Annotated in this window: 15 protein-coding genes; 7 read left to right on the forward strand and 8 right to left on the reverse strand. The window is 38.1% G+C overall.

Annotated features, from left to right (window positions below):
- Positions 1–73: 73 nt before the first annotated feature.
- Positions 74–655, reverse strand: a complete 582-nt coding sequence (locus EM808_RS10225; RefSeq protein WP_127738113.1) for a LysE family transporter — start codon at positions 653–655, stop codon at positions 74–76.
- 113 nt (positions 656–768) lie between these two features.
- On the opposite strand from EM808_RS10225, the gene EM808_RS10230 reads away from it, so the two are divergent.
- The 3 genes from EM808_RS10230 to EM808_RS10240 all read left to right on the forward strand — a co-directional run bounded on the left by EM808_RS10230 (position 769) and on the right by EM808_RS10240 (position 2,179).
- On the forward strand, positions 769–1,323 hold the full coding sequence (locus tag EM808_RS10230) for a helix-turn-helix domain-containing protein (protein WP_127738114.1): 555 nt from the start codon (positions 769–771) through the stop codon (positions 1,321–1,323).
- A 133-nt stretch (positions 1,324–1,456) separates the two neighbouring features.
- The gene (locus EM808_RS10235; protein ID WP_127738115.1) at positions 1,457–1,801 is read left to right on the forward strand and encodes a hypothetical protein; all 345 of its coding nucleotides are present in this window, start codon (positions 1,457–1,459) and stop codon (positions 1,799–1,801) included.
- Between the two features lie 63 nt (positions 1,802–1,864).
- Entirely contained in the window at positions 1,865–2,179 is a 315-nt protein-coding gene (locus EM808_RS10240) for a hypothetical protein (protein WP_127738116.1), read from the forward strand.
- A gap of 271 nt (positions 2,180–2,450) precedes the next feature.
- On the opposite strand, the gene EM808_RS10245 is transcribed toward EM808_RS10240, so the two are convergent.
- Positions 2,451–2,903 (reverse strand): MarR family winged helix-turn-helix transcriptional regulator, encoded by a 453-nt coding sequence (locus EM808_RS10245; protein ID WP_127738117.1) that lies wholly within the window; start codon positions 2,901–2,903, stop codon positions 2,451–2,453.
- 122 nt (positions 2,904–3,025) lie between these two features.
- On the opposite strand from EM808_RS10245, the gene EM808_RS10250 reads away from it, so the two are divergent.
- On the forward strand, positions 3,026–3,457 hold the full coding sequence (locus EM808_RS10250; protein WP_127738118.1) for a GNAT family N-acetyltransferase: 432 nt from the start codon (positions 3,026–3,028) through the stop codon (positions 3,455–3,457).
- A gap of 57 nt (positions 3,458–3,514) precedes the next feature.
- Here EM808_RS10250 and EM808_RS10255 read toward each other — a convergent pair whose 3' ends face one another.
- From EM808_RS10255 to EM808_RS10270, 4 genes are all read right to left on the reverse strand, one after another.
- A complete protein-coding gene (locus EM808_RS10255) occupies positions 3,515–4,996 on the reverse strand; it encodes a glycoside hydrolase family 32 protein (RefSeq protein WP_127738119.1) in 1,482 nt (493 codons plus the stop codon).
- Between the two features lie 61 nt (positions 4,997–5,057).
- Positions 5,058–6,509, reverse strand: coding sequence for a sucrose-specific PTS transporter subunit IIBC (locus EM808_RS10260; protein ID WP_127738350.1), 1,452 nt, complete (start codon positions 6,507–6,509; stop codon positions 5,058–5,060).
- Positions 6,510–6,681: 172 nt separating this feature from the next.
- Positions 6,682–7,665 carry a LacI family DNA-binding transcriptional regulator gene (locus EM808_RS10265; protein WP_127738120.1) on the reverse strand — a complete coding sequence of 328 codons (984 nt, stop codon included), beginning with the start codon at positions 7,663–7,665 and terminating at the stop codon, positions 6,682–6,684.
- Positions 7,666–7,759: 94 nt separating this feature from the next.
- On the reverse strand, positions 7,760–8,656 hold the full coding sequence (locus EM808_RS10270) for an AraC family transcriptional regulator (RefSeq protein WP_127738121.1): 897 nt from the start codon (positions 8,654–8,656) through the stop codon (positions 7,760–7,762).
- Between the two features lie 136 nt (positions 8,657–8,792).
- Here EM808_RS10270 and EM808_RS10275 point away from each other — a divergent pair, with 136 nt between their 5' ends.
- The 3 genes from EM808_RS10275 to EM808_RS10285 all read left to right on the forward strand — a co-directional run bounded on the left by EM808_RS10275 (position 8,793) and on the right by EM808_RS10285 (position 11,613).
- The gene (locus tag EM808_RS10275) at positions 8,793–9,533 is read left to right on the forward strand and encodes an SDR family oxidoreductase (protein ID WP_127738351.1); all 741 of its coding nucleotides are present in this window, start codon (positions 8,793–8,795) and stop codon (positions 9,531–9,533) included.
- Between the two features lie 149 nt (positions 9,534–9,682).
- A complete protein-coding gene (locus tag EM808_RS10280; protein ID WP_127738122.1) occupies positions 9,683–10,339 on the forward strand; it encodes a hypothetical protein in 657 nt (218 codons plus the stop codon).
- A gap of 137 nt (positions 10,340–10,476) precedes the next feature.
- Positions 10,477–11,613: a 7-cyano-7-deazaguanine synthase gene (locus tag EM808_RS10285; protein WP_127738123.1), complete on the forward strand. Its 1,137-nt coding sequence runs from the start codon at positions 10,477–10,479 to the stop codon at positions 11,611–11,613.
- 391 nt (positions 11,614–12,004) lie between these two features.
- Here EM808_RS10285 and EM808_RS10290 read toward each other — a convergent pair whose 3' ends face one another.
- Positions 12,005–12,595, reverse strand: a complete 591-nt coding sequence (locus tag EM808_RS10290) for a lysozyme inhibitor LprI family protein (protein WP_127738124.1) — start codon at positions 12,593–12,595, stop codon at positions 12,005–12,007.
- 313 nt (positions 12,596–12,908) lie between these two features.
- Positions 12,909–14,195, reverse strand: a complete 1,287-nt coding sequence (locus EM808_RS10295; RefSeq protein WP_127738125.1) for an apiosidase-like domain-containing protein — start codon at positions 14,193–14,195, stop codon at positions 12,909–12,911.
- Positions 14,196–14,228: the final 33 nt, after the last annotated feature.

Below are 14,228 nucleotides of genomic sequence, written 5' to 3' on the forward strand. Positions count from 1 at the left end.
TAATTTCATGCTCCAATGTCTCAAGGTTAGCTAAAATATTATTCGTGTTTGTTTTGTCCCACCAACTTTTACTTTAAATAAGGATGGAAATAGCACTATAAACGAGCAGCAATGCCATTACAATATTAAACTGGCTTTTATATTTGGACAAAAACTTCTGAAAGATGCTGCCAAACAAACTCCAGCTGAATGTGCTCAAAAACCCAATTAAAGCTAGAAAAATCGCAAATAATAACAGACTAAGCTGTGAATCATGGTATGGCAGAATAAACGTGGCAATAACCGTTATTCCGTACAAAATCCCCTTTGGATTAATAAACTGCAAAAGCATCCCTGCCAAAAAGCTATTATTCTTATCCTCTTCTTTCTCTTGTCCCCCATCCTTGCTAAAGGCGATTTTATAGGCAAGATATAACATATAAACTGCACCAAGGATTGTCATTCCAAACTCTATTTTGGGCATAAAGCTATTTAGAATTAAGTTAAAGTAGCTGCATAAAAGCATAATAATAAAAAAGCCAGCACTAACACCAATGCAAAATCCAACTGTTTTTCTCAGCCCGTATTTATTAGCAAAGGCCATTGCCATAATATTATTAGGACCTGGTGTAAAACTGGTTACAGTCACATAGAGCAAAAACGATAACAACGGCATACTGCTCTCCTCCTTCATATGTATGCTATAATGTCCATAACGGACAATATAACGATTTACAACTTATTGTACAATACGGTCGCTATATTGTATATACGATAGGAGTGTTTTTTATGGAAGAAATTCAGCTTATCTTAGCAAAAAACTTAAAAACAATAAGGGAAAAGAAAAAGTTAAGCTTAGAAAAAACAGCAGAATTGACTGGAGTAAGCAAAACGATGATTGGCCAAATAGAAAGAGGCGATTCGAGCCCTACTCTCAATACGATTTGGAAAATAGCGAATGGCTTAAAAATCTCCTTCAGTTCTCTCATCCAACACCAGCAGCCAGAAGCGAAGATTGTCAAAAGAAACGAAATCAAAGCCTTAGCAGAGGACAACGGAAAATACATTGTTTATCCTTACTTTCCATTTGAAGAGGATAAGCGCTTTGAGATTTATACAGTGGAAATGGAAAAAGACGGATTCTTAAGCGCGGAAGCACATCAGGAAGGTACAGTTGAGTTTATTACTGTTTTTGACGGAGAGTTGTGTTTGCAGGTTAATGACATAAACTATGTAGTAAACGCTGGTGATTCGATAAAATTTAAAGCAGACAAACCGCATACGTACCATAATCCCGGCGAAGGGCTTACAAGGCTTAGCCTGACTATTTATTATCCTGAGTAACAAGACACCTTCCTTTATTGGAGGTGTTTTTTGTTCTTTTTTCTAAATTCCATACTTGTCCTCCTACAGTCAACCATGTCAATTTTCACTTCTTGAATAAGATAGTAATTGAATAACGAAAGGAGGATTTCTAATGAGTAAAGTATGGCATCCGGGTGAAGGGGACAACGATCAACGTAATACTTCTAAATCTCGCTCTGGCGACAGCGACAGCCGTTCTAAAGCAAATGTCGATTTTGAAAGTGACAATCGTCTAAAATCAAACACAGATGTTGACAATGACAATGATTTAAAAAACATCGACAAGAACACGAACGTTGCAAAAGTAGACGGTTCAGGAAATGCAAAAATTGATCTTTGTATTGATGTTACATCTGATTCTAAGGCTCGTGTTCGCTCTCGCTCAAAAGCGAATGCTGATTCTGATCAAGACCAGGATAACGATCAAGACAACAACCAAGATCAAGACGAGGATTAATCATTGTGAGACGAGAATGGATAAGCCCATTCTCGTTCTTTCGCAGTAAAGGAGGGGAAATTCATGTATCCGAACCGCCGTCCACGAGGCAGAGAAAACACGAATTATGAGTTTCGCAATAACGGTAACACAGAGCTTGATGCAAACGCCGCACAGATTGGGGAAAGCGGAAACTCCGATGTAGACGTTTATGTTAACGTCGAAGTTAATACAAATCCGATTGCTTATGCCATGCTATGCTCCTTATTGGCAACAAAGCAAATAACAAGATCAGAATTCGATGAAGCAATCAGAAATTTAGAAAGACTTATGAAAGACACAAACAGCAGCAATCAGACTGTAGGAAGACTGCCAGGTCCTACGTCAAGAAAACGATGACGAATAGTTAATAAAAAAGAATTAACTTATTTAAACACTCGTTAATTCTTTTTTATTTGCTTTCATCTCTCACGCATTCTCTTAATTTTGGGATGGTTTTTTTATATTTTATATAAAAATCATCTGTAAGTATGGAAACTTCCGATTTTCTGCGTTTTTTTGTTGAAGATATATATTTTGTAGATAAATCATAAAGGTCAACGTATGGCTTGGCTCTAAGGCAATGAGAAATGAACGCTCCATTTAATTATCCCCCAACCGTATAGATTAGTTAATACTCTCGTTTTTTCCCTTTTTTCACATACTCCCAATCCACCTCAATATTCTCCCTAACCTTTTTCAATAAATCATAAAGAAGCTCTGTTTCCTGTTCGGTAAGTCCGGCGAGTGCAGATTTGTCTGAGTAGTCGCTCTCCCTTTTTAATAAAGGATAAACATTTTCTCCCTTTTCAGTCGGAAACAGCTTCTTGATTTTTTTATTTGTTTCATCCTGCCTTTTTTCGATAAAACCATTGATTTCAAGCTTTTTAATTGCTCTAGCTGCAGTCGTCCGGTCGACCTTAATCATTTCTGCGAGCTTTTCTTGAATGATTCCTGGATTCTCATATATTCTGACAAGGTACAAATATTGTCCCTTCGTTAAATCATATTCTTTAAATTCAATATTGCTGATAGAGTCAAGCGCTCTAGCAATCATGCCTACTTCGCGCAGAATTTCCTTCAATAAAGTAAACCTCCAATTATTGTTGTATTTACAACAATAAACTTTTCCTATAAACTGTTTATCATGATAGTTAAATTATGACTTGTTTCTCATAATAAATCCAGAAAGGAATGAAATAGTAAGTGGAGGCAAAAAAAATCACATCAATGGATGAACTAGAGCAGGCGTTACATATAAGACGGAAGGTGTTTGTTGAGGAGCAGGGTGTTCCTTTAGAAGACGAGTACGATGAATTTGATAAGCTTGATGGCAAATGTGATCATATCCTTGTCTATTATAACGGCGAGCCTGTCGGTACTGGACGAGTGAGATCTGTTGAGGGCTATGGCAAACTAGAAAGAATTTGTATTTTACAGGAATACCGTAAATTCGGGCTTGGTAAGGTTATTATTGCAAAGCTTGAAGAGCTTGCCGCAGACCGAAAGGACATAAAGGTGAAGCTGCACGGCCAAACACATGCAGAAGGCTTCTACCAAAAGCTTGGCTATGAGACTTCTTCTGATGTATTTATGGAGGACGGCATACCTCATGTGCTGATGACAAAAAGCATCTAAAAACCACCCCGTAAAAGTTAGAATGGTGTCTAACTTTTACGGGGCAGCTTATAAAAATCAGCAATCAGAATTAAGTTCATATTTAACAGCCTTCACTTCTGACTTCCCGTTTTGTGCGAAAAATCGAATGGCTTGGCTGTTTTCATCAGGGAAAATTCTTGCTGTGAACACTTCCTCTCCGTCGTTGACAAACACTTCAACAGAGGAAACATCCACAAATATCCGAAAATGAATGGTTTCTGACGCCATCGGGCATTGTCGAACAGTCCCATACTGTATCCCAGCAAGCTCTCCCGATTCACTTCTGTCTATAATCACCTTTTTTGCAAGTGTATCGTATTTAAGGATTGTTTTGTTCTTATCCCCTGCGCGTAGCTCAACACCAAATTGTTCTGCTGTGAAGTTTGAAAACTCTACTGATAATTCATAGACCTCTCCAGCAAATTTTTCCACCTGCCTAGTCTCGTTCTCTATCAATAAATGAGCTTCTGCTTTGTTCCCTCTAAGTCTCTCCAGTTCCTGCACTGGTAATTGCCGTAGCTTTCCATTCCTTACAGTCAATTCACGGGGAAGTGTTAAGCAATGAGCCCAGCCATTCTTATCTGTTGGGTATTCTATTTCAGGCAGCCCCATCCATCCGATTAGTATTCTTCTGCCATCAGGAGCCTCCATTGTTTGTGGTGCATAAAAATCAAAGCCTCTGTCCAGCTCTTGAAAACCGGTATGAACAAGGGTTCTTTCTTGTATATTCAGCTTATCTCCAAGAACATAGCCTGATTGATAAATATTTTGATAGCAGTCTCCTTCTGAATTTATACCTTGTGGACAAAACAGAAGTATGCCATGTCCATCCACTTCAAAATAATCTGGACATTCCCACATATAACCGAAATCCTTAAAGCCTATCTCTAATTCGCCTTCCAAGTTCCATTGTGTCAAATCACTGGAACGATAGAGTATAATTGTTCCTGTTTCATTTGAACGCTGTGCACCGATAACTGCGAAAAATTCAGACCCATGCTTCCAAACTTTAGGATCGCGGTAATGATCTGTATAGCCTTCAGGTACATTAGCTATTACTGGTTTTTCGTGCTTTTGGATTTGCCCCTTCTCATTCATGAAAGCAAGACATTGATAAGGCGTTCTTATCCAGCTCTCATTTCGGCTGTTGCCCGTATACATAAAGTATAATTGTCCATCATGCTCCACTCCGCTGCCAGAGTATACACCATGGCTGTCAAATTCAGTTGTTGGCTCAATCGCCACTCCGACATTTTCCCAGTGAATCAGATCCTTCGATTTTGTATGATACCAATTCTTTAAACCATGGACAGGACCAAGGGGAAACCATTGGTAAAACAAATGATATTCGCCATTATAATAGGCAAAGCCATTCGGATCATTAAGCAGCCCTGTAACAGGCTGAATATGAAAGGATTGTCTCCAGGAGCATTGATTAACCATTGTTACAAGCTGCATCTGTTCTGCCTCCAATGCATCCTCCCATCTTCTATACCTTTGTTCTCTGTTCCATTCCATGATGATTCACTCCCTAAAAAAACATAGGAGAAAAAACTTCTCCCCTTTATTTATCGATATTTTATGCCACTATGCCTTCTTTTCTTATGTTTGCTTCCTTTTTAGCTGCTCTTTTCGCTAATACAATGGTTACAGTGAAGGCAACTGCAAATGCGACTGCCATTCCGATAATATATGGCACAATCTTATCTGGACGAATTGAAATGATTCCAGGCAATCCGGCAGCACCTAATGCGACAGCTTTTACTTTAAACAATGTCACAAAACCAGAACCAACTGCAGAACCTACGATAGCCCCAATAAATGGATATCTCAGTTTAAGATTAACACCGAACATAGCTGGCTCTGTAATGCCAAGCAATGCAGAAATACCTGCTGCAGATGCCGTTCCTTTCACCTTTGCATCCTTTGTTATTTTCAATACAGCAAGTGTTGCTGCACCTTGCGCTATATTGGACATTGTTGCGATAGCAAACAAGAAGGAGCCGCCTGTTTTGGCGATGTCTGCAAGCAATTGTGTTTCCACTGCGATAAAGCTGTGATGCATTCCTGTAATAACAATTGGTGCATACAAAAGACCGAAAATTAATCCGCCGATTACTCCTGTTGTGTCATACATCCAAACAATTCCATCTGTCAATAGATTTCCTGCTGACCTTGTAAGTGGGCCAACTATAGTAAATGTCAATAAACCAGTGATAAAAATAGATAAGAGCGGTGTCAGCAGATTATCTAATGCTGAAGGTACGATTCTTCTGAGAAATGTTTCAATCTTAGCCAAAATAAACGAGGCAGCAAGCACAGGCAGCACAGTTCCTTGATAGGCCACCTTCTCAATGTCCAAGCCAAATATGTGCCAAACAGGAACTTCATTTTTCAGCATTGCATCTGCATAATTGTAGCCATTCAGTAAATCCGGGTGAACCATAAGCATTCCCAGTGCTGCACCAAGATATGGATTCCCCCCAAACCGCTGTGTGGCGGAGAAACCAATTAGGATTGGCAGAAACACAAAGGCAGCGTTTGCAAAAGTATTAATAAGTGCAGCTAAATCTGCCATATTCGGATAAGCATCCACTAATGATTTTCCGTCTATAAATAAATCCTGTGCCGTCAAAACATTGTTAAGTCCCATTAATAAACCGCCAGCAACAATCGCAGGGATTATCGGCACAAAGATATCTGACAGCATTTTTACAAACTGTTGGATTGGATTAAGCTTTTTTGCTCCTGCTTCTTTCACATCCTTTGTTGACATTTCTGATAAGCCAGTCATGGTGGCAAAATGCTTATACACCTCATTCACAGTTCCTGAGCCTAAAATAATTTGATATTGGCCTCCTGTTGAAAATGTCCCTTTAACCACATCCATATTATCAAGTGCTCCTTGATCGATTGCTGATTCATCATTCAGCACTAGTCGGAGCCGTGTTGCACAGTGAGCTGCTGCAGACACATTGTCTTTACCGCCAATTGCCGTCAGTATCTCTTTTGCGATTTTTTTATGGTTCATCATTCGTTCCTCCCTATTATAAATCAAGTTGTAGAACCGGTTCCAAAAATAAATAAAAAACAAAACCGCTTAGGGAACCGGTTCCAAATTTATATTAAAAAAAAATCATTCTAATGAAACCAAATTAATCTTTTGATTGGAATCGGTTTCACTAGAATTATAATTCATCGTGCTAGACGGTGTCAACGCTTTCTCGTTTAATTATCTCAAAATTCATGGTTGTCAGTTTTTCCACTGGCCGCTCTTGAATTAGCTCAACCATATTTATCGCTGCTTTTTTGCCTGCTTCTTTATAATGGAATTTCGCTGTTGTAATGCCAGGATGGATAGCTTCTGTCACATCATAACCGCCAAATCCTGTAACTGACACATCTCTTGGTATAGATAACCCTTGTTTGTATGCTGCCTTTAAAACACCAATCGCAATATTGTCTGTGGCACAAACGATAATAGAATGCTCACGGGAATCCAATAATTTCATCGCAGCAGCTTGAGCGGCAGGAATATTAAATTCTGTCTCAAAATAACTGACATCAATATCGTCCCTTGCCTCCAATGCTTTTTGAAAACCTGTTTTCCGTTTAACACCAACAGCAATATCCTGTTCTGTAACACCAAGAAAGGCAATTTTCCGATGTCCCTTCTCCAGTACATATTTTCCTATCGCCAAACCAGCATGATAATCATCATGAATAACACTATGGATCTCTTCATGCTCCTGACCGATCAGCAGGACGGGAATATGAATTTCGGAAATGGCCTTCAGATGCCTGTCTGTAATCACAGTCGCAAGGAGAATAATGCCCGCCATCTTTTGTTTTGCCAAGCTGTAAATACTCTCAATTTCTCTATCTAAATCCTGGCTTGTATTGGATATCAGCATTTGATAATTCCATTCCTTCAACTGTTCATCAATTCCGATTAACGTCTGTGAAGAAGCATAAGAATCTAATCTCGGAACAATCGTGCCGATAATATTCGTCTTTTTTGCTTTTAAGCTTTGAGCAAATGGATTTGGCGTATATCCAGTATCTTGAATTGCCTTTTCAATCTTCTTTTTTGTTGCCTCACCAACAGAGCCGCCGTTTAGGTAGCGTGAAACGGTACTTTTGGCGACACCCGCGATTTTAGCAATATCCGCAATGGTCCGAATCATTTTTACCAACCTCAAATATGTATTTATAACTATATTATAGCCTACTAACTCACGGTGAAGATACTAGGACTGTTTATCAGAGTATGCTCACTTTTTATTTTTCTGCACTGTTCGTTAAGGAATCTCTCAGTCTTTTTACATCACTAACGGGCGGATAACCAAACATTCTGCTGTATTCTCTGCTGAATTGAGAAGGGCTTTCATAGCCGACTTGGAATGCTGCCTCTGCCGCTTCAATCGGCTCTGACATTAATAGCTTTCTCGCCTCCTGCAATCTTATCTTTTTTTGATACTTCAAAGGGCTCAATGACGTTACTTGTTTAAAATAATGATGAAAGGAGGAAACGCTCATCTTCGCCATTTTTGCGAGTACATCTATACGCAGCGGCTGATCAAACTCCTCATTAATGGTTTGGATAACCTCCTTGATTGCCTGCGCTTGACTTCCCATCACAGCGAACTCCCTCATTTGTTCACCATCTTCCTTTTGCCAAATTCGATAAAGAATTTCCCTTTTATAAAGCGGTGCAAGTGCAGGAATATCTTCTGGTGTATCAAGTAAACTAATCAGTCTTATGACGGCATCTAAAATATTCGCCGTTGTTTCATTGACCATTATGGCTCTTTGGGCAGGAGCGGAGTGATCCTGCTTAACCTTAATAACATCGAGAATCTCTTCTGTTGTAAAGCGCAGCTTGACACCTAAATATGGTTTGTCCTCTGTAGCCTTAATGATTTTTCCCGTTATTGGCAAATGAACAGATGCGATAAGATAGTGATTCGGGTCATAATGAAAAATATCATCACCAACCATCACGATTTTTGAGCCTTGAGCAATAAAGCAGACAGATGGTTCAAACAAGGAATGGAGAGGCTCTGATAAGGACGATGACCGGATAAAACCTAATTTATCAATCTCTGTTTCAATAGTTCCATCCGTATTCGTATGATTTTCAATTAATTTCACAAGCTGCTGCTGCCTATCCTTCATGTCATTCACCGCCTTTTTTAATTATTTTAACGTTTATTTGGAGAAATAGGCAAAAATAACAGATGAATCTGCTACCTAGTTCGAATGGAGATTATTTATAATGTGAAGAAAACAGATAGTTTTGGAGGAATTAATGATGACAAAATTACAGGATAAAGTCGCCATTATTACAGGCGCATCAAGAGGAATCGGTGCACAAAGTGCTAAAAGACTGGCAGAATTAGGAGCGAAGGTAGTCGTCAATTATGCCAACAGTCCTCAAGCTGCCGACGAGGTTGTTGCAGATATTGTTGAGAATGGCGGCCACGCAATTGCTGTCAAAGCAGATGTGAGCAAATTAAAGGAAATAGAGCAGTTATTTGAACAGACAATCAGTCATTTCGGTAAGGTCGATATCCTTGTAAATAATGCAGGTATCATGCATACCGTTCCAATAAGCGCAGTAACAGAAGAACAATTCGACCAGCATTTTGCCATTAATGTGAAGGGAACCTACTTTGCCTGCCAGCAAGCCTTCAAACATATGGAAGCAAACGGCCGCATTGTCAATTTCTCCACATCGGTTGCAGGGGTGATGTTCCCAGGGTACAGCCTCTATGCCGCTACTAAAGGTGCAGTTGAACAAATCAGCAGACAGCTAGCAAGGGAATTCGGCCAAAAGAATATCACCATCAATACCCTTGCTCCAGGTCCGACAACAACAGAATTATTTCTAGAAGGCAAAGGTCCTGAACAATTAGAAGGATTAAAACGAAATAATGCCTTTGGAAGATTAGGCGAAACAGAAGATATCGCCGATACATTAGCCTTCTTAGTGAGTGAAGAGTCTCGCTGGATAACAGGCCAAACAATTCGGGTTAATGGCGGGATGGTTTAATAGCATGCATGGAAGGATGGGGCTTGGTCCTGTCCTTTCTTTTTGTAGTGGAACAGTTAATGAAGACCAAAACACTTCTATCTAATTGAAAACGATTATCAATTATGTTAGGTTTATGATAAATCAACCTGAATAGGGAGTGTCTTAAGATGTACTACGCCGCAACATACTTTACAAACAAAAAAGAGGATAAGCAGATTATCAGTCAATTCCTTGCTTATTTCCAACTACACAATAACAAGTTCTCTTTTTATAGAATATATCGCAAGAAACTAACCTTTTCATCCGTAGATAAAAACCAAATGTGGAATATCCTCGTACTTCTTAATGCAGAGGAAGAAGAATATTACGACCATTTCAAGCAAGCTTTTAATAATTATAGGACAAAGTTAGTGAGACAAGAAACAATGCTTCCGACCCCTGGCTCCTTCTTCCCTTCCAACGAAAAAAACGGCAACATTCAGATTGTTGAATACGTTAATGTCCAGCAGAAGTATCTCTTAGAATTCAAAAATATTATGATTCACAACAATGGGCCTGCTATGGAACATATCCTGCATACAAAGAAGTGGTGCAAGGAGTTTATCGCACTCGAAACAGCTGACGTCTTGTACCACAAAGCAGGATTTCCTGAGTGGAATCAAATCCACCTTATCGCAATGCGTCCATCCGGTGTATTCCACTTTAAAAAGGATTTCAACGAAGGTTTAGTGAGGGTAAATGCCCCTAATTTTGCTGATAACTTTGATCGACTAGAACAAATTCGTGAATTCACTTCAAAGGTAAGTGCTTCGCGGGAAATATAATACAAGAACTTATTTCTCTAGATTTTATAATGGAAAAGTCATACTTATCAGGATTAGAATTATCTCTAAAGAACCAATAAGTGCTATAATTTAGTAAATTGCTATTTTCATTTCTACAAGATAACAGGAGTTTTTGTATGAATGTAAAAAATGATCTTTTAACTAATTTACATAGAGAAGTGCTTCATGGGATGTACTTTGACTATAACGATACTAGCAGTAAATTAATAGACCTCATCACTATAATGGGCAGTCTTTTTGTCTTTGAGCCTGATATAAAAAAAGACCAAAAAGACCTCGACATTTCCATTCCAGTTTTTAATGTGTCTTTTTGGGATAAGGAAAAGGCTGCAATAGAGGCGCTTTTTGAATGGATTACAGACAAACCAGTACCTGTTCAATTCACAGTAATCAATCCGCTAGAAAAAAACGACGTTTTTTTGTCATTGCCTGCAAACCAAGACGTGGCATTGTTTTATGATGATATTGAATCAATTGCCGGATTAAAGACAGACAAGTCCATGTTTGATTACATCCGCATTATCAACAAAGATAATGAAAAGCAGAAGCAACAAAAATTAGCAGCGTTTTTGCGGAAATCTGTTGCTGATTCTAGCGAAATTCTTGATGCACCTATAAAACTACTCAATAAAAGAAAAACCACTCCTGCAGCTATTTTATTCGTAATAGCGATTGCTGCTGCAAAGTCCTATTTTAATGATGGTTCAAAAGTATTCTATTATCAAAGCAAACAAATAAACATGGACTATCTAAACAATCCATCTCTTTTGCCTAAAGCAGCCCATCCGAGAACATATCAAATGATGAATGCCCTTTATAAAAGCACATCAGTCGATATGAGCATTGAGACACCATTGCTGCAAAAAAGCCGTGCCGAGGTCATTAAGGAACTGCCAAAAGAATATAAACAGCAAATAAAAAATACAAATGAATGTGTAAGAATGAAAAGAAAGATAGACAAGGCTATGTATACTCCTTGTGGAATATGCCTAGCTTGTCTTCAGAGAAAGATAGCATTAAGCGCTGCTGAAAGTGAAGTATATGATGGATTTTATCAATATGACTACGGACAAAAAATAGCCGAAATCACAAATGAACAAGATCAACAGCTTTATACAGAAACAGTAGACCTAATGCAAGCCCTCTATGAGCAGGTAAAAATCACTCAACCATTCACAGAGGAAGAGCAGCATATAGCTAGTGAGTTTATTCTTGCGTTTGACGTTTTTCTTAGTAAATATTCACCATTTTAATGAAACAAATAAGCAGTAATAATAATAGGTATTAGTAAAGCACTACCTTTTTATGTTGCTGATAATGTCCCTATTAAATCTTGAATTTTTAGGTCGATTCTATCCTAAAAGTTAAGTTATATGTTTTTTAAAGAAGACAAAAATTTCGACAGACCTAGTTTAAACATCGCCTGTTATTTACCTTTGTATATTGGGCATTGCTTTTATTTATTAATGTAATTTTAGAAACATCTGAAAAAAGTACAATTAGTTCCTTATTCATCCTTTTATCCGATGTAACGCTTTTGTTTATTAGTGAAAAAGCAGCTAAACTTATTAGAAAAAGGAAGGTATAGTAAGCAAACCTTCCTTTTTTCGTTTACGGTAATTATTCATTTCGCTCTTTCCAATTTCACTTCATATACCCCTCAACCAATGCAAAGCATCTCTCTTCCGTAAGATCTGCTAGCACAGCTACATATTCCAATTGCTCCATCGTTCCGCCTTCATATTTAAGAGATGCCTCTTTTGCCTTACTATCGCGGTTTTCGATCCATTCACGCTGCTCCTGCTTTAGCTGCTCCATTTCTTCAGAGGAAAGCTGCTTCTGCAGGACTCCATAAATCTCATTTAATAAATCATCCCAAGCCTTATATCTCTCTCCTTCCACTTTTTTCATTGCATATGTGGAATCATCCTCGGGATTATTTCTTAGTTCATCCATTTCTTTTTTCTTAGTATTTAATTTGGTAAGATATTCTTCCTTCTGACTCACTTTGTCATCATTAGCACCTGAGTCTTTTTCACTTTCGGTTGTATTAGTATTGTTTGTGTTGGCTGCTTCTGCTGACTCTGTATTAGCGTTCTCTTGCATTTCATTTTGTGAAACACTGTTGTTTTCTGGTTCTTTATTTGCGGAAGCGCTTGATTCTGTAGCTGAGTTATTACATGCAGCCAATAGTAGTAAAGCTGCAATAGGAACCATTATCTTCCTTATTTTCATAATCTAGTCCTCCCTTTACGAAAGTAAATTATGTTTTAGTTTTCCCCTTAACATTAATTCAATTACAGTATTTGTCAACCAATCCAATTGTTCATCGACTAAAATAATATAAAAACGACAATAAAAAAGCTGCGATTTATGGCAGCTTTTTTATTAGCAATATTATATTCTCCCCATTAGTTTTTGTAGAATACTGAATCAGGGACCTATTCTAACTCTATTATTTGACCTGCAAGGGGCGAAAAAAGGCTCTTCCTTTTCGATTTTTTGTTTGCGTTTTAATATCTTGCCAAACATATTATTCGACCAATCTTTAACGTCTTTTTTCCCCAATAATAACAACGTCTGAATCAAAGCTGTGCATGCCAATAGTCGTGATATTATCCTCAATGGTTACACTTGCTTCTCCAAATCGTCTATGCTCTAAATCTATGATCGTAAAATCATAATCTTCAAGAATTGTATCTAATTTCAAGGTAGTATTAACAGGCAGATAAATGGCGATTCTACTGGCATCCTTACTGCTTGCTACTCTAATCTCTTCGGTACTTTTCATGACAATTTTTAATGGCTTTAATTCGTTGAGATTAAATAAGTGAAAGATTTTTTTGGCAAAAGCATAATCCCAAGCACCTTCAAACTTTACCGCATCTCGCCAATCATAAGGCTTATCAAACGCCTCTCCAACTAGACCAAAGCCTTTTTCTTGCTTATGCCAGCTCCATATCCCATGAGCTCCATAGGTAACACCTGCCTCTGCACCTGACAATAAACTTTGCCAAGCAGCCTTTCTAACATCAAATCTACTAAAACGGCCATATATATTTCTGCTATAGCCCATCTGTTCATAACATGGCTCTGAATTAAGAGCTGGCCGTTTAACAGGCTTATTACTGAATTCTTCTGCAAGCGTATAAGACGTATTTTGAAATTGTATATTATGACCAGATTGGAACATATAGAAATCCAGCTTGTTACTGTGCAGCAGTTCATCAGGAATTTCGGTTAATCTTCCTCTTATATGTAATGTTGTTAAACATTGTGGACTTAGTTGTTTAATTGTATTTAACGCAAGTGAATAGTAGCTAGTTGCTAATTCTGTTGGGAAATCCGTATCGCCACTTACTAAATAAATAGGATTGTATTTCGAAAATTTGCCGTCAACATATTTCACATAATCCTCTACCAATTCAAAAGGCATATTATTGATATTACTAATCTCCGAACCCCATGTTTCAGGCACATAGTTACACCACAGCAGGACAAGTGCAGGGACAAATCCTTTTTCCACTGCCATTGCCACCATTTTTTCTGCACGTTCAAAGTAAGCATCATTTCTTTTATTAAAATCGAATGAGCCATCTTCCTTGTATGCAAATGGCTTCATATCAACATCTGTGTCACTGGCATCCCATTGTTGAAGGATATTAATTTGGAGTACATTAAAGCCTTGCGTTTTTCGATAGCTAAGATAATCATTCCATTCCTCTAACGTAGCATTCGTAAAAGCACTCCAAACAGTATCAGCCAAGTAAAAAAATCTTTCACCTTTTTCCGTTTCAAGGTATTGTTTATTTTCCGCTATTCTTAACTCTATCATTTGCTTTCCCTCCCGTTTAATACGGAAGAGAAA

The sequence above is a fragment of the Niallia taxi genome (genome assembly GCF_004005475.1).
Lineage (GTDB): Bacteria > Bacillota > Bacilli > Bacillales > Cytobacillaceae > Niallia > Niallia taxi.